Origin of the sequence: Haemophilus haemolyticus (assembly GCF_003490935.1) — a bacterium.
In the GTDB taxonomy this organism is placed as follows: domain Bacteria; phylum Pseudomonadota; class Gammaproteobacteria; order Enterobacterales; family Pasteurellaceae; genus Haemophilus; species Haemophilus haemolyticus_M.
Genome location: NZ_QQGD01000001.1, coordinates 262,784 through 283,626 on the forward strand (window position 1 = coordinate 262,784; position 20,843 = coordinate 283,626).

Genomic DNA, 20,843 nt, shown 5'->3' on the forward strand with positions numbered 1-20,843 from the left:
TATGCCAAAAGTGATTTTTTTACCTAATGAAGAATTTTGTCCCGAAGGTATGGTTGTTGATGCCGCTGCAGGTGATAATTTATTAGAAGTTGCCCACAATGCAGGAGTAGAAATCCATCATGCTTGTGATGGCTCCTGTGCTTGTACAACTTGCCATGTCATTATCCGTGAAGGCTTTGACTCTCTAAATGAAACGAGTGACCAAGAAGAAGATATGCTGGATAAAGCTTGGGGATTAGAAATGGATAGTCGTTTATCTTGCCAATGTGTCGTGGGAGACGAAGATCTTGTGGTAGAAATTCCGAAATATAACATTAACCATGCCAATGAGGCTGCTCACTAATGAAATGGACTGATGCACAGTTAATTGCAGAAGAACTTTACGATCGTAATCCAGATTTAGATCCAAAAACCGTTCGTTTTACCGATTTACATAAATGGATTTGTGAACTTGAAGATTTTGATGATGATCCTAATAAGTCAAATGAAGCGATTCTTGAGGCTATTTTATTGAAATGGTTGGATGAATTTGAATAATCAGAAATTTGATTGAAAAAATACCCGCACTTTGGTGCGGGTATTATTTTTTTAAAGGTTATTTAATTTCATTTTTGCCATTTGTTGTTCTAATTGGCTACCACTTTGTTGTGCTTGCTCAAAGCTGTTTTTAGCCGCAACTTTATCTCCTTTGGCGACTTGGATATCGCCGGTTAAAATTGCTTTACGAGCATTAAAGCTTTCGCCTTTCACTTGGTTTAAGGTGGTTAAAGCATTGTCTAATTGACCCAGTTGAAATTGCACCGCACTCAGACGTAATGCAACAATAGATGTTAATACTTCATCTTGAGATTGGGTTAATGCTTGATTTAAGTTTGCTTCTGCTGCAGCAAAGTCTTGTTTTTCAGTCGCTTTTTTCGCTTCATCTAACAAAGCAAAGACAGCGTATGCCGTTTTGCTGTTAGCTTGCACAAATTGTTCTATATTGGCTTTTTTAGCTTGTTCATCCTGTTGTGCAGAATAGATTAACGCATCATACTGAGCAGAAGCTTGAGCGATTTGTTCTGCCTGGTGAGCTTGCCAATAACGCCATCCAAACATACCACCAACCCCTAAGATAAAAGCGACAATAATTGTTTTGCCATTTTCTTTCCACCAGTCTTTCAACTGGTTAATCTCTTGTTCTTCTTCAATGGAATAAGCCATGTTTTTCCCCTTTTAAATTAAAATTGAGTTTGAATATAGTCGATTATATTCACTAAATCTAAGGTTTGCTGCTCTGCACCACCTTGTAAGTGTTTAACAACGACTTGTTTATTTTGTACTTCGCTTTCGCCGATAACTAATGCCAATGTTGCACCAGATTTATCTGCACGTTTAAATTGTTTTTTGAAATTACCGCCAGAGCAGTGCAACATCGTATTTAAGTGCGGTAATTCTGAACGCACTTTTTCCGCTAATTCAAAAGCGACTAATGTTGCGCCTTTGCCTTGATAAACAACATAAATATCCACCGCACTTTTCACAGGAATATTTGGATTAACTTCTTGCACCAACAAGACTAAACGTTCTAATCCCATCGCAAATCCGATGCTCGGTGTTGCGTGTCCGCCAAGTTGTTCCACTAAACCGTCATAACGACCGCCGCCACATACAGTACCTTGTGCGCCGAGGGCGGAGGTTACCCATTCAAATACAGTTTTGTTGTAATAATCTAAGCCACGAACGAGTTTAGGATTAATTTCATATTGAATACCCACTGCATCTAATAATGAACATAATTGTTCAAAATGCTCACGGCTTTCATCATCTAAATAATCAAGTAATTTTGGCGCGTTATCTAATACTTTTTGTAATTCTGGGTTTTTGGTATCCAAAATACGAAGTGGATTTTTTACCAAGCGATCTTTTTCTTCATCACTCATTAAATCTTGATGATTTTCTAAGAATCCAACCAAAGCTGAACGATAATTTGCTCGTGCTTCTAAAGAGCCAATTGAGTTAAGTTGAAGTGTCACATGTTGATCGATACCTAATGCTTTCCATAAACGGTAGGTAAGCATGATTAATTCTGCATCGATTTCTGGATTCGCAATACCGAATACCTCAACACCTGCTTGATGGAATTGACGGTAACGACCTTTTTGTGGGCGTTCATGACGGAACATTGGTCCCATATACCACAAGCGTTGTTCATTGTTATAGATCCAGCCGTGTTCAATAGCGGCACGCACGCAACCTGCCGTGCCTTCGGGGCGTAAGGTTAATTGTTCATCGTTATCCCAAAATGTGTACATTTCTTTTGAAACAACATCTGTTACTTCCCCGATTGCACGCGCAAATAATGGCGTGCTTTCTACAACTGGCATACGCACTTCGGAATAACCGTAGTTGTTTAATACTTGGCGTACTTGTGCTTCAATCCATTGCCATAATGGAGATTCAGTAGGGGAGCAATCGTTCATTCCGCGAATTGCTTGAATAGTTTTAGCCACGAGCTTTCCTTAAATAATTCTGTTTTTTGGATCTTGTTGTGCCAATTTTGCACGAATTTTTGCTTCTAATTGGTTAACAATATCTTCGTTATCGAAGCGTTCTTTTTGGCGTTCGCCATTAAGATAATAACCGCTTTTTTTGTTACCACCGGTTACCCCTAGATCAGATACGAGTGCTTCGCCTGGACCATTCACTACGCAACCGATAATCGATACATCCATTGGTGTAATAATATCTTCAAGGCGTTGTTCTAAGGCATTTACTGTACCGATTACATCAAACTCTTGGCGAGAACACGTTGGGCACGCAATAAAATTAATGCCACGAGAGCGAATTCGTAAAGATTTCAAAATATCAAAACCGACTTTGATTTCTTCTACAGGATCTGCCGCTAAAGAAACGCGTAGCGTATCGCCAATGCCCTCAGCTAATAACATTCCTAAACCCACCGCAGATTTTACTGCACCAGCGCGTGCGCCACCTGCTTCTGTAATGCCTAAATGTAAAGGTTGTTTAATTGCTTTAGCTAATAAACGATAAGCTTCCACCGCTAAGAATACATCAGAGGCTTTTACACTCACTTTAAATTGATCGAAATTAAGACGATCTAGAATTTCTACATGACGTAATGCTGATTCTAATAATGCTTCTGGTGTTGGCTCGCCGTATTTTTCTTGCAGATCTTTTTCTAAAGAGCCTGCATTTACGCCGATCCGAATCGGAATATTTTTGTCACGAGCACAATCAACAACGGCACGAATGCGATCTTCACGACCAATATTGCCTGGATTGATACGTAAACAATCCACTCCATATTCTGCAACTTTTAGTGCGATACGATAGTCGAAATGAATATCTGCTACGAGAGGGACATTCACTTGCTGTTTAATTTGTTTAAATGCTTCTGCAGCATCCATTGTTGGAACAGATACACGAATGATATCTGCACCAACACGTTCTAATGATTTAATTTGAGCAACTGTCGCTTCCACATCAGTGGTACGAGTATTTGTCATAGATTGCACGGCAATTGGCGCATCACCACCAACTGGTACATTTCCTACATAAATTTTTGTCGATTCACGACGCTTAATGCTTGGTTGAAAAGCTGACATCTTTTTCCTTATTAAGGTTGTGAAAGTTTGAATTTTGCAATGCGGCCATCCACTTTTAATGGATAATTTTCACCTTTATAGGTGATACGCACATTACTTGGTGCGCCAACAATTAATGAAAACTCATCTCCATTAAAAGTTAATACTTCACCTTTTTTGTACTCTTTTTGTGCTAATACTCGGCGATTTTTATCTTTTACGCTGAGCCAGCTCGTATTATTTAAGATTTCTACAATCAAGTCTCCTTTTACAGTAGGAGATGCTTGAGAAATTGATGGATTTTCTACCGCACTTTGAGTGTCTGAAACTGATTTTTCATCGTTTTTTGTTTGTGGAACGGCATTTTCTTGTGCTATGTCTGGTAACACATTATTTGTTATTTCTACTGGTTGTGAGACAGCTGCTGTTGTTTCTGGTGCAGTTTTATTACTTTCTTCTGTCGTCACAAGAGCTGTGGCTGGCTGATTGTTTTCGGTAGAGGCAACATAGCTTTGTACTAAGTCATCACGTTCTTGATTATTTTGTTGGTAACTTTGCCACCACCAAAGTCCAGTCATGCCAAGGACTAAAATAAGTACAATGATAGATAAACGTCCGACCCAACGAGAGTGCGATGAATATTGATTTACTTCACGAGTTGAACGAGCATTTTTACTCAGATCGTTTTTATCATTTTCTGCAAATGTAATATTTTCCCATACAGAATCAGGTAAGCGTAAGAACTTGGCATAGCTACGCACATAACCTTTTACAAAGATTGCAGGGGTAGATTTTTGAATAAATTCGTTATTTTCAAGCTGCTGTAATATGGAGGGACGCAGCGAAATTTCTTTGGCGACGTCTTCGAGAGAAAGATTTAAGTTTTCACGTGCTTGGCGAAAAATCTCACCCGGTGAAAGTTCTTGCTCAGTTGTTGGATTCATAAATTCAATTAAATAATATGCGATAAATAAAGGCTAAATTTTAAAGTCCAACGCTTGATTTGGCAATGCTTTATTTGAGGGTATTAAATTTTTCCGCTCGTTTACTATCAGTTTGTCGCAATTTTTGTAATGCTTGTTGATAAATATCCATTTTTTTAGCGGAATAAGCACAAAGAGCCATATTTTCAAATGTATCTGCTTGATGATAATAATTAGGTGAATTCAGTGCGAGTTGAAATTGCTGCATGGCTTGTTCAAATTGCTTTTGACGACATAAAAATGTGCCAAAATTATTATGTAAGTCTCCCTGTTGATTATTGAGTTTTAACGCTATTTCATATTCACGATGTGCGTTCTCGATTTCACCTTGTTGTTGATAATAATGCGCAAGTGCTGAATGCACGAGATAGTAATTTTTATCGTGTTGAAGTGCTTTATCTAAGTTGATTTTAGCGAGTTGAGGATTACCTTGTTGAAGGTAACCGAGTGCAAGTTCTACGCGAGCTTTAGCTGCTGATTGTTGATTGAAATCTTGAATGGTTGATTGGGAAACGCAAGCAGAAAAAATGAAAGGGAAAATAACCGCACTTAGTTGTTTACTTATTGTTTGCATTTTTTCTCCTTTTAACGGGGGGGGGGGGGAAGAAATAGTTAATATGCTTTAATTTGTATGAAAACATAGGGCATGTGAACTTGATTCATTCACATGCCTAGAATATTAATTAATTTCTGTCACCCCAATATTTTGTCCAAATTGGCGTTTCATTGCCGTACGTTTAGTACGATCGATAACATCTCCAGCTAACTGTCCGCAAGCCGCATCAATGTCATCTCCACGAGTTTTACGAATAATCACGGTAAAGCCATATTCCATTAAGGTTTTTTGGAAACGGTCAATACGCGTATTCGAGCTTTTTGCATAAGGTGCTTCTGGGAACGGATTCCACGGAATTAAATTAATTTTACAAGGTGTATTTTTTAATACTTCTGCAAGTTGATGAGCATGTTCTACACCATCATTCACATGATCGAGCATGACATATTCGATCGTGACTTTGCCGTGGTTTGCATTTGATACACTCAAATAACGATTTACTGAGTCAATCAAGGTTTTGATATTATATTTTTTGTTGATTGGCACAATTTCATCACGCAATTCATCGTTTGGGGCATGTAATGAAATAGCCAAAGCCACATCGATCATTTTGCTCAAATTATCCAATGCTGGCACAACGCCAGAAGTTGATAAAGTGACACGACGTTTTGATAAACCGTAGGCAAAATCATCTAACATAATTTCCATTGCGGGAACAACGTTAGCGACATTTAACAAAGGTTCACCCATTCCCATCATTACCACATTTGTAATTGGTCTAATGCCAGTAACTCCAAAGTTGCCAATAATTTTAGAGGCTCTCCAAACTTGGCCGATAATTTCTGAAACCGTTAAATTGCGATTAAATCCTTGTTGTGCTGTTGAACAGAATGTACAAGCCAAGGCGCAGCCAACTTGGGAAGATACACAAAGCGTAGCGCGATCTGCTTCGGGAATATACACAGTTTCAACTTGTTGTTCACCCACTTGCATTGCCCATTTTATCGTGCCATCGGCTGAACGCTGTTCAACGGCAACTTCTGGGGCTTTAATTTCTGCAACCGCCTTGAGCTTTTCTCGCAATTTCTTATTAATGTTTGTCATATTGTCGAAGTTATCTTCGCCAAAATGATAAATCCATTTTACTAACTGATCTGCTCGGAATGGTTTTTCGCCAAGTTCTTTAAAAAATTCGCGCATTTGTTGGCGCGTTAAATCCATTAGATTAATTTTTTTAGCTGGTGCCTCTGATTGCACAGACAATAATTCTGACATTTTAGCCTCGTTATTACACATTGTGGCGATAGCGTTGTACAGGTGTTTTTATTAAAAACTCACAACGAAAAATTCGCAATTAAAAAATGAACGGCGATTGTACAGATTTGTCACCGCATAATCTAGCGGAATTAAAAAACGATGGAAAATATCACCGTACTTTTTTGCGATCTAGATCGCAAATATTTCCAATTACAGCGTAAAAAGTGCGGTAAAATGTAAGCCTATTTTCTAAGGTGACCAATAATGTTTAAAAAAGCTTTATTTATTTTATCTTTGTGTCCTTCTTTTGCGGTGGCACAGTCTTATGTTGTGTATGATTTTACGCATAATCGAGTGTTGGAAAGCCATGCGCCTGATAGCGTTCAGCCCATTGCTTCTGTAACTAAATTAATGACGGCGAACGTTTTTCTAGAGAATAATACAAATCCTAATTGTACCATTGCGATAACCAGTGACGATCGTGATTACATTAAAGGTACAAGCACAAAATTACCAATGAATGTTCCGATGGCCTGCAGAGAATTATTAAAGGCGATGCTTGTACATTCTGATAACTATGCTGCCCATGCGCTTTCTCGTGCAGCAGGAATGAGCAGAGTACAATTTATTAATAAAATGAATGAAAAAGCTCGCCAATTAGGCATGTATTCTACTCGTTTTCATGATAGTTCAGGTTTATCGAGTAGCAATATCTCCAGTCCTATGGATTTAGTTAAACTTGCTAAACATTCTTTAAATAAACCTGAAATTCGACAACTATCCAATATCAGTGCTACGAATATTCAAGCTGGAAGACATAGCGTATTAATGAAAAATACAAATAAATTAGTGCGTGATGAAATTTTTGATGCTGTAGTAAATAAGACAGGATACATTCGAGAATCTGGTTATAACCTTGTTTTCATCAATAAACACCCGTGTAAAAATGCAACTATTGGCGTAATTAGTTTAAATAACGCTTCCTCTGCGTATCGTTCTAGTTTTACTAAAAGTAAATTAGAGAAATTTGGCTGCACGGCATTAAATGGAAGAACAATTCGTGATGTAGCAGGAGAAGCCCAATATGAAGATGGTTACGATGAAGCGGGATTTAATACGCTAATTCAGAAATTATCAAAATAATGTTCATAAACATAAAAACGCGAGATAACAGTTTGTTTTATCTCGCGTTTTTTGCTTGATTTAAATAGCAATGAGAAGAATGAAACTTGCCCTATTTTTCGGAAGATTGAGCTTATTGATTAGCCTTATTGGCAGCTTCTTCAGCCTCTTTAGAAAGCTGAATTGAAAGCGTTGAAGCTGCTTCTGATTCTTCTGACAATTTTAGAGACAAATCTGCAGCTGAATTGGATTCGTCCATCTTTTGTTTAGAAAGTTTTTCTGCATCTTCACCTCCTTGTTTTAAGATAATTTGTGCTTCTTCCTGCTTCTGCATTGCTATTTTTACAGCTTCTTTAGCTTGTAACGATTTATCTTTCGCTAATGCAGACGCATCTCTTGCTTGTTTAGATTTATCTAGTGCAATCTGTTTATAGTTTATAGACACCGTCTTTTGAGCAGGTTGTTCCATCGCAGTTTTAGTTTGTTCAGGTGCCTTAGATTTATCATCACAGGCAGTTAAGAGCATGGCTGAACCCAATACTAACCAAAGTACTTTCTTCATATTTTATCCTTGAAAAGTAAATTTAAAGTTTTTTTCATTCTAGACTTAATTTTTGAAAAAGTCATTATAATAGCAGAAAAATATTTTCACTTTGCGTCAATCATTCAATCAACAATAAGTGTAAAAGATACCTAAAACTTAGCTTATCACGATGATATAACACTTAAAAACATAGGGAAAATCTATCTCACTTTTTGTTATGCTTTCAAAAATCAAAATAATTTTAATGTTTGATAATTATTTTCATTTAAAAGGCGTAATAAAAATAGTATTATTACCCTTGATGAATAATTGTTGAGCTGTTGAGCGATTATTCAGGCATCCAATCTAATACTTTTTTATAAGGACATCTTATGCGAAATTCATTAAAAATTATGACCGCACTTGCACTTGGTTTATTTGCAATGCAGGCTAATGCAAAATTCAAAGTCGTCACCACCTTTACCGTGATTCAAGATATCGCGCAAAATGTGGCAGGCAATGCAGCTACAGTGGAATCTATCACCAAACCAGGTGCTGAAATTCATGAATATGAACCTACTCCAAAAGACATTGTGAAAGCACAATCTGCCGATTTAATTCTATGGAACGGCTTAAATTTGGAACGTTGGTTTGAACGTTTCTTCCAAAATATTAAAGACAAACCAGCAGTAGTGGTGACTGAAGGTATTCAACCATTGTCTATTTATGAAGGTCCGTATAAAGATGCGCCTAACCCACATGCGTGGATGTCGCCATCTAATGCATTAATTTATATTGAAAATATTAAAAATGCATTGGTGAAATACGATCCACAGAATGCAGCAGTGTACGAAAAAAATGCTGCTGACTATGCTCAAAAAATTAAACAACTTGATGAGCCACTTCGTGCAAAATTAGCACAGATTCCAGAAGCTCAACGCTGGCTTGTGACAAGTGAAGGTGCTTTCAGTTATTTGGCGAAAGATTACAACTTAAAAGAAGGTTATTTATGGCCAATTAATGCTGAACAACAAGGCACCCCACAACAAGTGCGTAAAGTGATTGATTTAGTTCGTAAAAACAATATTCCTGTTGTGTTTAGTGAAAGTACAATTTCACCAAAACCAGCACAACAAGTAGCAAAAGAAAGTGGCGCAAAATACGGTGGTGTATTGTATGTTGATTCACTTTCTGCGAAAAAAGGCCCTGTGCCAACTTATATTGATTTGCTTAACGTCACTGTATCAACCATTGTTAAAGGATTCGGAAAATAATGGACTCTTTCTCGACATCAATTTGGGTTAATGATGTAACTGTTCGTTACAACAATGGCCACACAGCTATTCACAATATGACGTTCTCATTAAACAGTGGAACTATTTGTGCATTAGTGGGTGTGAATGGCAGTGGTAAATCCACATTATTTAAAAGCATAATGGGGCTTGTGAAGCCACAACAAGGTGAAATCAGACTTTGTGATTTGCCAATTTCCCAAGCACTGAAACGTAATTTGGTTGCTTATGTTCCACAATCTGAAGAAGTAGACTGGCAATTTCCTGTGTCAGTGTATGATGTCGTGATGATGGGGCGTTATGGGTATATGAATTTCCTTCGTATCCCCAAGGCGATTGATAAACAAAAAGTTCAAGAGGCGATGCAGCGGGTGAACATTGAGCATCTCGCGCATCGTCAAATTGGTGAGTTATCTGGCGGGCAGAAAAAACGCGTGTTTTTGGCCCGCGCTTTAGCACAACAAAGTCCAATTATTTTATTGGATGAACCTTTCACTGGCGTTGATGTGAAAACTGAAAATGCCATTGTTGATCTTCTTCAACAGCTTCGAGAAGAAGGTCATCTTATTCTTGTTTCAACCCATAACTTAGGTTCTGTCCCAGATTTCTGTGATCAAGTAGTGATGATTAATCGTACGGTGATTGCTGCAGGGAAAACTGAAGATACCTTTAACCAACATAATTTGGAAATTGTGTTTGGTGGGGTATTACGCCATATTAAATTATTGGGCGAAAATTTACATAATGATGAAGATAAACGTGCGGTTACTGTCTTAACGGATGATGAAAAAGCCGTTGTATTCTATGGTGAAACTAAACAAGATCCACCTGCACCAACAACACAGGATTGCCATTTTGAAGACTGTCCTTGTAAAAATTCGGTCAAAAAAGAGAAGGATTAAGGCATGTTAGCATTATTATTAGAACCCTTTTCCTATGATTATATGCTCAAGGCGATGATCTTGAGTACCGCAGTTGGTGGGATTTGTGCTTTTTTGTCTTCATATTTAATGCTTAAAGGCTGGTCTTTGATTGGCGATGCGCTTTCTCATTCCGTTGTGCCTGGCGTTGCGATAGCTTATGCCTTCTCTTTGCCTTATGCCCTTGGTGCATTTTTTGCCGGAATTTTAGCCGCACTTTCCATTCTTTGGATTAAATCCATTTCTAAACTGAAAGAAGATGCCGTTATCGGGTTTATTTTCAGTACTTTTTTTGCATTAGGTCTGTTAATTATTTCTTTAAATCCAACAGCAGTAAATGTGCAAAGCATCATTTTAGGCAATATTTTAGGCATTGCTGACGAAGATATTTACCAAGTGGCAATTATCATCGGTGTTTGTTTAGTATTGCTTTTATTATTTTGGAAGGATTTACTACTGATTTTTTTCGATGAAACTCAAGCGATTACAGTTGGTCTTTCTCCATTATTTTATAAAATTTTATTTTTCACATTATTGAGTGCTTGTGTGGTAGCTGCATTGCAAACTGTAGGCGCGATTTTAGTGATTGCGATGGTCGTTACCCCAGGTGCGACAGCATATTTACTCACAGATAAATTCAAAACCTTGTCAATCATCGCTATTATTTTAGGGGCGGTGACAAGTTTTGTTGGTGTTTATATTAGCTATTATTTAGATGGTGCCACTGGCGGTGTGATTGTGACATTGCAAACATTATTATTCTTGGCAGCTTTCTTATTTTCACCAAAATATGGCTTACTCACTCGTAATAAAAAGGCGGTAGAAAATGTTTGATTGGCTTTTAGAACCGCTACAATTTGAGTTTATGCAAAATGCCTTGTTGACCGCATTTATTGTTTCAATTATTTGTGCGCTGCTTTCTTGCTATTTAGTCTTGAAAGGTTGGTCATTAATGGGCGATGCGATTTCCCATGCGGTGTTGCCTGGTATTGTGCTTGCGTATTTGGCAGGAATTCCTTTAGCGATTGGCGCATTTTTCTCAGGCATTTTTTGCTCCCTTGGCGTGGGGTATTTAAAAGAAAATAGTCGCATAAAAGAAGATACCGCAATGGGCATTGTATTTTCTGGAATGTTTGCTATTGGTCTTGTTATGTTTACCAAAATTCAAACAGAACAGCATTTAACGCATATTTTGTTCGGTAATGTATTGGGCGTAAGTCATCAAGAGCTTATTCAAAGTGCGGTCATTTCTGCGATAATTTTTTGTATGATTGTCTTTAAACGTAAAGACTTTTTGCTTTATTGTTTTGACCCAAGTCATGCTCGTGTTGCAGGGCTTTCTCCTAAAATTTTACATTATGGCTTATTAATGTTGCTTGCTTTAACCATTGTAAGCACGATGCAAGTAGTAGGCGTTATTTTGGTTGTGGCAATGTTAATTGCGCCAGGAATTACCGCACTTACGCTCACAAAATCTTTTGATAAAATGTTATGGGTTGCTATTGTAAGTTCCATTACATCAAGCCTAATTGGCGTAATATTGAGCTATCATTTTGATGCGTCAACTGGAGCTTGTATTATTCTGTTACAAGCTGTGTTTTTTGTTATTGCATTAGCTTATAGCAAAATTAAAACAAGATAATTTCCCTTCTTTGAAAAACGGTACAAGCTTAGGTTTGTACCGTTTTTATTCAATGAAATATTCTTTTAACTTCCACAAGGTATTTATTTTACATAACTCATTCTTTATCTTATTTCTCTCATAATTCTCAAAATCTTCTTTAGCTGAATTTTGTGGTATCTCTTATTGAATAGATATAGGTGAGGATTTAACGTAGAGAAAAATCGAAATGAATAACCATAAAATAACGTCGCATACTTTGTAATATATGTCGGTCTTAAATATTTTAAAAAACTTCAGATTGTCTTATTCGATTTTAGAACAAACAAAAAGGCGAATCTTTCGATTCGCCTTCATAGTTTCTAATCATTTAATTAGAAGAATACACGCATACCTACGCCAATAGCTTTGTCTCTAACTTTGCTACCTTCGTAATTACCTTGTGCATCATATCCTTTAGTAACTTGGTATTTACCTTCAACATAAGTGATGACTTGTTTATGAAGTTTATAGTCAACACCTAACAAGAAACCGTGTTGTTTGGTTTTTGAATCATCGCTATCTTTAACTTGTTCGTATTTGTAGTTACCATATACGCTACTTAAATCAGTAACTTGATATTGGAAACCTGGAGATACAAAGAAACGTTTTTCTTTCTTAGGTGTGTTAATGAATTTAGTTTTAGCATAACCACCATCTACAGAAAGAGTAAGACCATCAAATTCATAACCAAGGCTTGCAAGAACTGCATCTTTATGTTGAGTAGTATAGACTACAGGAGTAATTTTAGTTGTAACTGGGGCACCGTCTGTTGCGCCAGGAACTACTTTAGTAATAGTTTCTGTGCCAGTTTTATAATTTGTGCGTCCAAGTCCTAATTTAGCGATAATTCCGTCTTTTTCATAAGATGCACCAACTTGGAAACCATTTTGAAGTTTACCGCTTAATACTTCATTACTTTCATCACGTTCATTTGCGAACAAGTAATCTGCGCCGATTACTAAACCTTCAATGCCTTTATAAGTATAACGAACAACTGAGTTACCTTCATCTGGAAGATAATCGCTTTTCTCAATGATTCCGTAAGTATAATCTTTAGCGGTGCTTAAAGAATCTGCGAATGTTGCTTGGCGACCAAATGTAACTTCACCACGTTCTTTATGACCCAAACCAACAACTGCACGTTTAGTACCTAAAGCGCCGAAACCATCGCCTTTAGCGCCATTACCTTGTTTTCCATCAAGACGAACTTGTAAATAACCTAATGCATAATAGCCACTATCTAAAGTATGTTTTGCTTTAACTTCTAAACGAGAGCCTGCATTTCTTAAGCCTGAGTGGGTGTGTTTATTTGCTTCTCCACCTTTGTTAGTTTTTTCTAAAATAAGACGAAGAGAACCGCCAACTTCAACTTTAGTTCCTTCGTTATCGTAAACTACTGCTGCGTTCGCTGCTGAAGCTGCGAATGCACCGATGATTAATGCTGCAAGTGTTTTTTTCATAATTTGTATTCCTTATGGTTGTTTACTATCTATGATTGAACTCTTTTCATATAAGATTGTCCAACCGCCTAAATAGACATAGCGAATCATTACAAATTCGCATTTTGATGTCAACTCTCCAAAATTTTAATTTTCTTGAAATCTGATCGAGATCACATTTTTTGTATATTTTTGTCTGTTTTTTGTTCTTTTTTTGAGGTTTAAGTATCGTCTATAAATATTTTTAGGTATTGGGGAATAGGATGGTATATCTGTTTTCTATATTATTCTTCCATATAGCCAATATCTTCCTGTGTTGGGTTTTCAGCCCCTTTTTTAGCTAATTCATCGCACATTTCATTTTCTCTGTGTCCAGCATGCCCTTTCACCCATTGCCAATTAATTTTATGACGTTGGATGGATTCATCTAAGGCTATCCATAAATCTTGGTTTTTTACATGCTTTCCAGAACTTGCTTTCCAATTATTTTTTTTCCAGTTAAAGATCCATTTTGTTATGCCATTTTTCATATATTGGCTATCACTATAAAGCGTGATCAAGCAAGGTTCTTTTAAGGCATTTAATGCTTCAATAACAGCGCGTAATTCCATTCGATTATTGGTGGTTTTAAAATATCCTTTGGAGAGCATTTTTTCATGCTGTTTATAGCGTAATACGGCGCCAATTCCCCCTGCTCCAGGATTACCTAAGCAAGAGCCATCAGTAAAAATTTCAATCTGTTTTTGCATAACAAAAAGGTTGTTGTGTAGAATGACAGGTATTTTAATGGAAAGAGATAGGTTGAACAAATGATTAATCCCAATCGCCAAATTGTATTAGATACTGAAACTACAGGTATGAATCAGCTTGGTGCGCATTATGAAGGACACTGCATTATTGAAATTGGTGCAGTTGAATTAATAAATCGTCGTTACACAGGTAATAATTTCCATATTTACATTAAGCCAGATCGCCCCGTTGATCCTGATGCGATTAAAGTTCATGGTATAACCGATGAAATGTTAGCAGATAAACCTGAATTCAAAGACGTTGCCCAAGATTTTTTGGATTATATTAATGGTGCGGAATTGCTTATTCACAATGCCCCCTTTGACGTTGGATTTATGGATTATGAATTTCGTAAACTCAACCTTAATGTGAAAACTAACGATATTTGTTTGGTGACAGATACTTTGCAAATGGCGCGTCAGATGTATCCTGGAAAACGTAATAATTTGGACGCACTTTGTGATCGTTTAGGTATTGATAATAGCAAACGTACTTTGCACGGTGCGTTACTGGATGCCGAGATCTTGGCGGATGTTTATTTGATGATGACGGGGGGGCAAACAAATTTATTCGATGAAGAAGAATCTGTTGAGTCTGAAGTTATCCATGTTGTGCAAGAAAAAGCGGCGGAAGAAATAAAAAGTGCGGTGGATTTTGCGCACAATTTAAAATTACTTCAACCTACTGATGATGAGCTACAAGCGCATTTAGAATTATTAAAGATGATTAATAAAAAAAGTGGAAATAATTGTATTTGGGATAAACGCTTTGGCAATGATAATGTGCATTAATCGTTTGGAATTTAAGCAGGTGAGTAAAATTTCATAAAAAAAGATTGACGAGATTTATGTTCGTCATTATGATACGCACCACTTAGCGGAGTGGTAGTTCAGCTGGTTAGAATACCTGCCTGTCACGCAGGGGGTCGCGGGTTCGAGTCCCGTCCATTCCGCCAATTTAAAATTAATATCTTATCTCGGAGTGGTAGTTCAGCTGGTTAGAATACCTGCCTGTCACGCAGGGGGTCGCGGGTTCGAGTCCCGTCCATTCCGCCAATTAAGATAAATAAAGATAGCACCTAACGGTGCTTTTTTTGCATCTAAAATTTGCTTCATCCTTGACAAAAATAAAGCAAACTTTTAAGATTTGAAGAACTAGGGAGCTGTTACTCCCTAGTATGTCGTGTTATTAGTAAGTCGGTAAACTCACTAATAATAGTAGTACGACAAGGATAATGAGTTTCATCATTTTCTTATCCTCTTCAAACGTTGCGAAAAAGCGCAACACTCGCTTTCAAGTTGGATCCTTGAAAGCGAGATTATTATAACGTTAAGTTATAGATAAATAAACAGTGTTTAGAAAGCCATAGGATTGTATCCTGTGGCTTTTCTTTTCTTTATGAAATCATTTTTTACCAATCCTTTAACTTCCGATATAATAGCCGCCATTTTTGACAAAATAAGAGATTTTTTATGGCAACTCCAGTTGTGGCCCTTGTTGGTCGCCCGAATGTGGGAAAATCCACATTATTTAATCGCCTTACTCGTACGAGAGATGCGTTAGTCGCTGATTTTCCTGGTTTAACTCGTGATAGAAAATATGGCCATGCTCATATTGCTGGCTATGAATTTATTGTTATTGACACTGGCGGGATTGATGGAACCGAAGAGGGCGTAGAAGAGAAAATGGCGGAGCAATCTTTGCTTGCTATTGATGAAGCCGATATTGTTCTTTTCCTTGTGGATGCTCGTGCAGGTTTAACGGCAGCTGATATTGGTATTGCCAATTACTTACGTCAACGTCAAAACAAAACGACGATTGTGGTGGCGAATAAAACCGATGGCATTGATGCGGATTCTCATTGTGCTGAATTTTATCAGTTAGGTTTAGGGGAAATTGAGCAAATCGCTGCTTCGCAGGGTCGTGGTGTTACTCAATTAATGGAACAAGTGCTTGCACCGTTTGCGGAACAAATGGGAAACTCCGATGAAAATGACCGCACTTCTGAGGAGGAACAAGACGAATGGAAACAAGAATTTGATTTTGATTCAGAAGAAGATACGGCCTTGCTTGATGAGGCGTTAGAAGAATCGGAAGAAGAGCAAGATAAAAATATTAAGATTGCCATTGTTGGCCGCCCAAATGTGGGTAAATCTACCTTAACCAATCGTATTTTAGGTGAAGATCGTGTGGTGGTTTACGATATGCCGGGTACGACACGCGATAGTATTTATATTCCAATGGAGCGTGATGGGCAGCAATATACCTTGATTGATACGGCAGGCGTGCGTAAACGCGGTAAGGTGCATTTAGCTGTGGAAAAATTCTCCGTAATTAAAACCTTGCAAGCGATTCAAGATGCTAATGTTGTATTATTGACTATTGACGCGAGAGAGAATATTTCTGATCAGGATTTATCTTTGCTCGGCTTTATTTTAAATGCAGGGCGTTCTTTAGTGATCGTCGTGAATAAATGGGATGGTTTAGATCAAGATGTGAAAGACCGCGTTAAATCTGAACTTGATCGTCGTTTAGATTTTATTGATTTTGCTCGCGTGCATTTTATTTCCGCATTGCACGGCAGTGGTGTGGGTAATCTTTTTGATTCGATTAAAGAAGCCTATGCTTGTGCCACTCAAAAAATGACGACTTCGCTTTTAACTCGTATTTTACAAATGGCAACGGACGAGCACCAACCACCGATGATTGGCGGTCGTCGAATTAAATTAAAATATGCTCATCCAGGTGGTTATAATCCGCCGATTATCGTGGTTCACGGTAACCAAATGGATAAATTACCCGATTCTTATAAACGTTATTTATCTAATTATTATCGTAAGAGTTTGAAAATTATTGGTTCACCGATTCGTCTTCTTTTCCAAGAAGGCTCAAACCCATTTGCAGGACGCAAAAATAAACTCACTCCGAACCAATTGCGTAAACGTAAACGTTTGATGAAGTTTATTAAGAAATCGAAACGTTAAATTCAAGATAAATAAAACTTAGCAAGATTTAACCGCACTTTTAAAACTCTTTTTGGAGAACTAAAGTGCGGTTATTTTTTTACTTGTTTTGCAGAAGAAATGTATGGCGATATTTTAAGTGCGTTGTAATAAAAATGATGAAACCGATTAAACCTAATGCTGCGCCCGTATAACCAATTTCGTTTAATCCTAAATAGGTTGTCGCAAGATTTCCAAATAATGCGCCAGCTCCAATTCCTGCATTGAAAATGCCCGAGTAAATAGCTGTTGCAACATCGGTTGCATCTGGTGCAAGTTTTAGTACGCGCATTTGTAGAGATAGTCCGATACAAGAAATGCCAATCCCCCAAATAAACACAAGGCTGAACATTGCTATCATTGTTTCGGTCGAGAAAAGGAGTAGCAGGAGAGAGAACATCAATAAACTCATCGAAACAATAATAAATTTTGTAGGAGCAAGTCGGTAGAATCTGTTAAATAATAGACTTGCGGCAATACCTGAGAAACCAAAAACTAATAATACAGCCGTGGCAAAATTTGGATCCAAGTGCCCGACATCAATCATGAATGGTTCGATATAAGTATAAGCAGTAAAGTGTGCTGAAATCACGATTGCCGTTGTTACATAAAGCCAAAGTAATAATGGGCGTTTAGCAAGTAAGGGCAAACTTGCAATAGAGCCAGCATTTTTACTTGGTAAATTTGGCAATAATCGAATAATTAAAAACATGATGGATAATGCCAGTACTGCAATAATGCCAAAAGTGACCCGCCAACCGACGAGCTGTCCGACAATTCGCCCAATCGGTAAGCCTAATATGGTGGCAAGTGCGGTGCCAATAGCGAGCATTCCTAATGCTTGAGTTTTCTTGTGTTTAGGTGCGATGCGCATCACAAGTGAGGCAGTAATTGACCAAAACACTGAGTGGGCTAATGCAATACACATTCGAGCGAGAAGTAATATCCAAAAATTCCAAGCAATGACCGATAAAATATGCCCAACAATAAATATAATGAAAAGTTTGATTAGCAGGCTTTTACGTTCCATATTGCCAGTAGCAAGCATTGCAGGCAGAGACATAATTAGTACCGTCCAAGCATAAACTGTCATCATTAAACCAGTATCAGCAGTTTGCATATTAAAACTTTGTGCAATATCGCTTAACATTGCGACAGGCACAAATTCTGTAGTATTAAAAATAAATCCTGCGCAAGCCATAATAAACACGCGCCACGATTGAATTTTTTCAGCTTTTAAATATAACGACATTAACGTAACTTTTCTTTAATCGCATCAATTAATTGATGGCGGAATTTCTTCGTAAAATTAATTTTATATTGTGGTGAACTGCAGTTACCAAAAAAATTGATTGGTAGTGTCAAATTTTGATAGCGTTGATCCGTAGAATGTAAATTGATATTTGCATTACATTCCATTCGATTTAAATCAATGATGCCATTTCCAAGCCCTAAAAGTGCGGGCGTTTTTAATTCGATTTTTTCAGCAATAAGTTGATTTTGTTGGAGAAATAATTGTAAGTAAAATTGTTCAAAGCGAGTGTTTAATTCTTTGTTTTGTAACAGATCACCGTTGTAATTGATAGGGAAATATTGACTGACCATATCCAATAAATTTACACCAAGAATTTCACCATTTTGAGCGAGGATATTTAACTTTCCTTGAATAAGTTGTGAATGTAAAAATGTGAAATCAATATTAAAATCTGCGTGTCCACTTAATATTTCGGGTATGTTTAATAACGTTAATAAGCGTTTAACCGGGAAATATTTGCCTGAAAAATTTACCGCACTTTGGTTGCCAATTTGTTGATATTTCAATACGGCTAAACAATCGTTATCGCATTGTGGTTTTATATAAGTCACCATTTGTTGGTGGGCTATGTGAGTTTCAATATAACCGATAGGCTGATTATTTAGGTTTGCATCTACAAATTGAAGTAGGGCTGATTCTGATGTTGAGAAGTCTAAATTCGCTTTATGGAAAGAAAAATGGAAAGTTTTTGTTTTTCCATAAATAGGTTTGTTAAATTCCATGCGAATATGGTTTTCGCCATTCAATATTACTTTTTTTGATAAAAGCTGTTTTAACGAAAAAGGCGAAACCTCTATTGATACATTGGCAGGATTTTGTGTATTTTGAAGTAATTGAAGCTGTTGAATATTGAGCGAACGAAGTGCGGTATTACCATACAAAAGAGGCAAGAAATTAAGTTTAGCTTCAATTTTTTGAGCTGAAAATCGCGTAGTTTTTATATTTTCAAAGGAAAGTGCGGGAGAAAATAATGATAAATTGATTGACTGAACGGCAAGGTTTTGTTGTGCCAGTTGTTCACTAATGGCACTTTGCACTCGGTAAAGTTGAATATATAAAAAAGAAAAGATCGCCAAAGCGACGATCCCTACGACAAGCGCGAACTTTTTCATTGATTATTCCTTGTCTTCGTCAATACGACTTGCTACCGCACTTTGTTGATTCTTATATTTTGCATCTTTGCGGCTACTGTATGGTCGTTTCGCTTCGCCACTTAATATTTCAAAGCTTAATGCACCAATCACCATATTTGGACGTAATGCTAATGGTAATTTCCCTGAATTATAAAATTCCAACACGATTTTACCTTCCCAACCTGGATCAATACGGTGTGCGGTTACGTGTACCATTAATCCTAAACGGGCTAAAGAAGAACGACCATCTAACCAACCGATAATATTGGCGGGTAATTTCACAGATTCAAGTGTGGTTGCTAACGCTAAAGTACCAGGATGCAAGAAAAATGCTTCCCCGTCTGGGATAATAATTTCATCGCTCATTACCGATTCAAGCTGAGCAGATACTTCTTCTTTCGGGCCGCTTAAATCAATAAAAGGCGCAGAATGTTCACGAAATACACGGAAAGAATTACCCAAGCGAACATCAATCGTCGCACCGTTGATCTTGTCATTATTTGGACGTGGTGTTAATGAAATAATGCCATCATTGAGATAGCGTTCAATATCAGTATCGCAAAGACGCATAAGATTTCCTATTTTTGATTCAATAAATGAAGGATTTGAGCTTTTAACATATTGATTGCAATACGGTTTTTCCCGCCACGAGGAATGACAATATCTGCATATTGTTTAGATGGCTCAATAAATTGTAAGAACATTGGGCGCACGGTTGCACGATATTGATCAATAACTGATTGTAGGGAACGACCGCGTTCTTCCATATCACGTTGTAAACGGCGAATAAAACAAATGTCTAATGGCGTGTCCACGAATACGGAAATATCCGCAAGTTGACGAACGCGTTCATCAGTAAGCAGTAAAATCCCTTCTAAAATCACAATACGTTTTGGTGTAAATGTTGTGGTTTGACCCGTACGAGTATGATCAACATAGCTATAAACAGGCACATCAACCGCTTTTCCCGATTTTAAATCTTTTAAATGTTGAATGAGCAAATCGCGATCCATTGAGCTTGGATGGTCGTAATTTGTTTTTATGCGTTCGCTCATTTCTAAATGGCTTTGATCTTTGTAGTAACTGTCTTCGGCAATAATCCCAATTTCTTGGCAGCCTAATTCATTACAGAGTTCTTTGTGAACGGTAGAAGCGATAGAACTTTTGCCTGATGCGGATGCGCCAGTGATGGCGATGATGATACAAGAATCTGACATAATCGTATTTTGATGTAAGGGAAATTTCGGCAATTATAAGTAAAA

The 20,843-nt window shown here is 37.3% G+C and carries 23 protein-coding genes and 2 tRNA genes; 11 read left to right on the forward strand and 14 right to left on the reverse strand.

The window, feature by feature from the left end; translation table 11 throughout:
• Nucleotide 1 precedes the first annotated feature (1 nt).
• The gene (fdx, locus tag DV417_RS01405; protein ID WP_005629440.1) at nt 2-343 is read left to right on the forward strand and encodes an ISC system 2Fe-2S type ferredoxin; all 342 of its coding nucleotides are present in this window, start codon (nt 2-4) and stop codon (nt 341-343) included.
• Nucleotides 343-537, forward strand: a complete 195-nt coding sequence (gene iscX, locus DV417_RS01410) for a Fe-S cluster assembly protein IscX (protein ID WP_005630102.1) — start codon at nt 343-345, stop codon at nt 535-537. The genes fdx and iscX overlap by 1 nt, the downstream gene beginning before the upstream one ends.
• A gap of 51 nt (nt 538-588) precedes the next feature.
• Here iscX and DV417_RS01415 read toward each other — a convergent pair whose 3' ends face one another.
• From DV417_RS01415 to rlmN, 6 genes are all read right to left on the reverse strand, one after another.
• On the reverse strand, nt 589-1,203 hold the full coding sequence (locus tag DV417_RS01415; RefSeq protein WP_065245858.1) for a YfgM family protein: 615 nt from the start codon (nt 1,201-1,203) through the stop codon (nt 589-591).
• A 17-nt stretch (nt 1,204-1,220) separates the two neighbouring features.
• Entirely contained in the window at nt 1,221-2,492 is a 1,272-nt protein-coding gene (gene hisS / locus DV417_RS01420; RefSeq protein WP_118878139.1) for a histidine--tRNA ligase, read from the reverse strand.
• A gap of 9 nt (nt 2,493-2,501) precedes the next feature.
• A complete protein-coding gene (gene ispG, locus DV417_RS01425) occupies nt 2,502-3,608 on the reverse strand; it encodes a flavodoxin-dependent (E)-4-hydroxy-3-methylbut-2-enyl-diphosphate synthase (protein ID WP_118878141.1) in 1,107 nt (368 codons plus the stop codon).
• Nucleotides 3,609-3,619: 11 nt separating this feature from the next.
• Complete coding sequence (locus DV417_RS01430; RefSeq protein WP_118878143.1) at nt 3,620-4,531, reverse strand: RodZ domain-containing protein; 912 nt, start codon at nt 4,529-4,531, stop codon at nt 3,620-3,622.
• Nucleotides 4,532-4,601: 70 nt separating this feature from the next.
• A complete protein-coding gene (gene pilW, locus DV417_RS01435; protein ID WP_118878145.1) occupies nt 4,602-5,144 on the reverse strand; it encodes a type IV pilus biogenesis/stability protein PilW in 543 nt (180 codons plus the stop codon).
• Between the two features lie 105 nt (nt 5,145-5,249).
• Complete coding sequence (rlmN, locus tag DV417_RS01440) at nt 5,250-6,401, reverse strand: dual-specificity RNA methyltransferase RlmN (RefSeq protein ID WP_192878520.1); 1,152 nt, start codon at nt 6,399-6,401, stop codon at nt 5,250-5,252.
• 246 nt (nt 6,402-6,647) lie between these two features.
• On the opposite strand from rlmN, the gene DV417_RS01445 reads away from it, so the two are divergent.
• Nucleotides 6,648-7,526 (forward strand): D-alanyl-D-alanine carboxypeptidase family protein, encoded by an 879-nt coding sequence (locus DV417_RS01445; protein ID WP_118878150.1) that lies wholly within the window; start codon nt 6,648-6,650, stop codon nt 7,524-7,526.
• 112 nt (nt 7,527-7,638) lie between these two features.
• On the opposite strand, the gene DV417_RS01450 is transcribed toward DV417_RS01445, so the two are convergent.
• Nucleotides 7,639-8,067, reverse strand: coding sequence for a hypothetical protein (locus tag DV417_RS01450; RefSeq protein WP_118878153.1), 429 nt, complete (start codon nt 8,065-8,067; stop codon nt 7,639-7,641).
• 353 nt (nt 8,068-8,420) lie between these two features.
• Between DV417_RS01450 and DV417_RS01455 the strand changes: the two genes are divergently transcribed.
• The 4 genes from DV417_RS01455 to DV417_RS01470 are packed head-to-tail and all read left to right on the forward strand — an operon-like array spanning nt 8,421 to nt 11,882.
• The gene (locus DV417_RS01455) at nt 8,421-9,302 is read left to right on the forward strand and encodes a metal ABC transporter substrate-binding protein (RefSeq protein WP_005626941.1); all 882 of its coding nucleotides are present in this window, start codon (nt 8,421-8,423) and stop codon (nt 9,300-9,302) included.
• Entirely contained in the window at nt 9,302-10,222 is a 921-nt protein-coding gene (locus DV417_RS01460) for an ATP-binding cassette domain-containing protein (RefSeq protein WP_118878156.1), read from the forward strand. Before DV417_RS01455 ends, DV417_RS01460 begins: the two co-directional genes overlap by 1 nt.
• Before the next feature lie 3 nt (nt 10,223-10,225).
• Nucleotides 10,226-11,074 carry a metal ABC transporter permease gene (locus DV417_RS01465; protein ID WP_118878158.1) on the forward strand — a complete coding sequence of 283 codons (849 nt, stop codon included), beginning with the start codon at nt 10,226-10,228 and terminating at the stop codon, nt 11,072-11,074.
• Nucleotides 11,067-11,882 (forward strand): metal ABC transporter permease, encoded by an 816-nt coding sequence (locus DV417_RS01470; protein ID WP_065250186.1) that lies wholly within the window; start codon nt 11,067-11,069, stop codon nt 11,880-11,882. The genes DV417_RS01465 and DV417_RS01470 overlap by 8 nt, the downstream gene beginning before the upstream one ends.
• 353 nt (nt 11,883-12,235) lie before the next feature.
• Here the strand turns inward: DV417_RS01470 and DV417_RS01475 are convergent, their stop codons facing one another.
• Both DV417_RS01475 and rnhA read right to left on the reverse strand, forming a co-directional pair.
• Nucleotides 12,236-13,363, reverse strand: a complete 1,128-nt coding sequence (locus tag DV417_RS01475) for a porin (RefSeq protein ID WP_118878161.1) — start codon at nt 13,361-13,363, stop codon at nt 12,236-12,238.
• 263 nt (nt 13,364-13,626) lie between these two features.
• Nucleotides 13,627-14,091: a ribonuclease HI gene (gene rnhA, locus DV417_RS01480; RefSeq protein ID WP_118878163.1), complete on the reverse strand. Its 465-nt coding sequence runs from the start codon at nt 14,089-14,091 to the stop codon at nt 13,627-13,629.
• Between the two features lie 60 nt (nt 14,092-14,151).
• Between rnhA and dnaQ the strand changes: the two genes are divergently transcribed.
• From dnaQ to DV417_RS01495, 3 genes are all read left to right on the forward strand, one after another.
• Nucleotides 14,152-14,922, forward strand: a complete 771-nt coding sequence (dnaQ, locus tag DV417_RS01485; RefSeq protein ID WP_118878165.1) for a DNA polymerase III subunit epsilon — start codon at nt 14,152-14,154, stop codon at nt 14,920-14,922.
• Between the two features lie 87 nt (nt 14,923-15,009).
• Nucleotides 15,010-15,086, forward strand: a tRNA-Asp gene (locus DV417_RS01490).
• 23 nt (nt 15,087-15,109) lie between these two features.
• Nucleotides 15,110-15,186, forward strand: a tRNA-Asp gene (locus DV417_RS01495).
• A 133-nt stretch (nt 15,187-15,319) separates the two neighbouring features.
• Here DV417_RS01495 and DV417_RS09635 read toward each other — a convergent pair.
• Nucleotides 15,320-15,379, reverse strand: coding sequence for a hypothetical protein (locus DV417_RS09635; protein ID WP_371258027.1), 60 nt, complete (start codon nt 15,377-15,379; stop codon nt 15,320-15,322).
• Nucleotides 15,380-15,603: 224 nt separating this feature from the next.
• Here DV417_RS09635 and der point away from each other — a divergent pair, with 224 nt between their 5' ends.
• Nucleotides 15,604-17,115: a ribosome biogenesis GTPase Der gene (gene der, locus DV417_RS01500; RefSeq protein WP_118878168.1), complete on the forward strand. Its 1,512-nt coding sequence runs from the start codon at nt 15,604-15,606 to the stop codon at nt 17,113-17,115.
• Nucleotides 17,116-17,194: 79 nt separating this feature from the next.
• Here the strand turns inward: der and DV417_RS01505 are convergent, their stop codons facing one another.
• The 4 genes from DV417_RS01505 to udk are packed head-to-tail and all read right to left on the reverse strand — an operon-like array spanning nt 17,195 to nt 20,798.
• Complete coding sequence (locus DV417_RS01505; protein WP_118878170.1) at nt 17,195-18,385, reverse strand: sugar transporter; 1,191 nt, start codon at nt 18,383-18,385, stop codon at nt 17,195-17,197.
• Nucleotides 18,385-19,560 carry a hypothetical protein gene (locus DV417_RS01510; RefSeq protein ID WP_118878172.1) on the reverse strand — a complete coding sequence of 392 codons (1,176 nt, stop codon included), beginning with the start codon at nt 19,558-19,560 and terminating at the stop codon, nt 18,385-18,387. Before DV417_RS01510 ends, DV417_RS01505 begins: the two co-directional genes overlap by 1 nt.
• 3 nt (nt 19,561-19,563) lie before the next feature.
• Nucleotides 19,564-20,151 carry a dCTP deaminase gene (gene dcd, locus DV417_RS01515; protein WP_118878175.1) on the reverse strand — a complete coding sequence of 196 codons (588 nt, stop codon included), beginning with the start codon at nt 20,149-20,151 and terminating at the stop codon, nt 19,564-19,566.
• Between the two features lie 8 nt (nt 20,152-20,159).
• Nucleotides 20,160-20,798 carry a uridine kinase gene (gene udk / locus DV417_RS01520; protein ID WP_180978651.1) on the reverse strand — a complete coding sequence of 213 codons (639 nt, stop codon included), beginning with the start codon at nt 20,796-20,798 and terminating at the stop codon, nt 20,160-20,162.
• Nucleotides 20,799-20,843: the final 45 nt, after the last annotated feature.

What these genes read in the sequence shown, in the direction of transcription:
- DV417_RS01445 (WP_118878150.1), top strand. Translation starts at nt 6,648, where the DNA reads ATGTTTAAAAAAGCTTTATTTATTTTATCTTTGTGTCCTTCTTTTGCG.
- fdx (WP_005629440.1), top strand. Translation starts at nt 2, where the DNA reads ATGCCAAAAGTGATTTTTTTACCTAATGAAGAATTTTGTCCCGAAGGT.
- DV417_RS01475 (WP_118878161.1), bottom strand. Translation starts at nt 13,363, where the DNA reads ATGAAAAAAACACTTGCAGCATTAATCATCGGTGCATTCGCAGCTTCA.
- iscX (WP_005630102.1), top strand. Translation starts at nt 343, where the DNA reads ATGAAATGGACTGATGCACAGTTAATTGCAGAAGAACTTTACGATCGT.
- DV417_RS01505 (WP_118878170.1), bottom strand. Translation starts at nt 18,385, where the DNA reads ATGTCGTTATATTTAAAAGCTGAAAAAATTCAATCGTGGCGCGTGTTT.
- dnaQ (WP_118878165.1), top strand. Translation starts at nt 14,152, where the DNA reads ATGATTAATCCCAATCGCCAAATTGTATTAGATACTGAAACTACAGGT.
- DV417_RS01450 (WP_118878153.1), bottom strand. Translation starts at nt 8,067, where the DNA reads ATGAAGAAAGTACTTTGGTTAGTATTGGGTTCAGCCATGCTCTTAACT.
- DV417_RS01415 (WP_065245858.1), bottom strand. Translation starts at nt 1,203, where the DNA reads ATGGCTTATTCCATTGAAGAAGAACAAGAGATTAACCAGTTGAAAGAC.
- DV417_RS01430 (WP_118878143.1), bottom strand. Translation starts at nt 4,531, where the DNA reads ATGAATCCAACAACTGAGCAAGAACTTTCACCGGGTGAGATTTTTCGC.
- DV417_RS01510 (WP_118878172.1), bottom strand. Translation starts at nt 19,560, where the DNA reads ATGAAAAAGTTCGCGCTTGTCGTAGGGATCGTCGCTTTGGCGATCTTT.
- DV417_RS01465 (WP_118878158.1), top strand. Translation starts at nt 10,226, where the DNA reads ATGTTAGCATTATTATTAGAACCCTTTTCCTATGATTATATGCTCAAG.
- DV417_RS01470 (WP_065250186.1), top strand. Translation starts at nt 11,067, where the DNA reads ATGTTTGATTGGCTTTTAGAACCGCTACAATTTGAGTTTATGCAAAAT.
- udk (WP_180978651.1), bottom strand. Translation starts at nt 20,798, where the DNA reads ATGTCAGATTCTTGTATCATCATCGCCATCACTGGCGCATCCGCATCA.
- dcd (WP_118878175.1), bottom strand. Translation starts at nt 20,151, where the DNA reads ATGCGTCTTTGCGATACTGATATTGAACGCTATCTCAATGATGGCATT.
- pilW (WP_118878145.1), bottom strand. Translation starts at nt 5,144, where the DNA reads ATGCAAACAATAAGTAAACAACTAAGTGCGGTTATTTTCCCTTTCATT.
- der (WP_118878168.1), top strand. Translation starts at nt 15,604, where the DNA reads ATGGCAACTCCAGTTGTGGCCCTTGTTGGTCGCCCGAATGTGGGAAAA.
- rnhA (WP_118878163.1), bottom strand. Translation starts at nt 14,091, where the DNA reads ATGCAAAAACAGATTGAAATTTTTACTGATGGCTCTTGCTTAGGTAAT.
- rlmN (WP_192878520.1), bottom strand. Translation starts at nt 6,401, where the DNA reads ATGTCAGAATTATTGTCTGTGCAATCAGAGGCACCAGCTAAAAAAATT.
- DV417_RS01460 (WP_118878156.1), top strand. Translation starts at nt 9,302, where the DNA reads ATGGACTCTTTCTCGACATCAATTTGGGTTAATGATGTAACTGTTCGT.
- DV417_RS01455 (WP_005626941.1), top strand. Translation starts at nt 8,421, where the DNA reads ATGCGAAATTCATTAAAAATTATGACCGCACTTGCACTTGGTTTATTT.
- ispG (WP_118878141.1), bottom strand. Translation starts at nt 3,608, where the DNA reads ATGTCAGCTTTTCAACCAAGCATTAAGCGTCGTGAATCGACAAAAATT.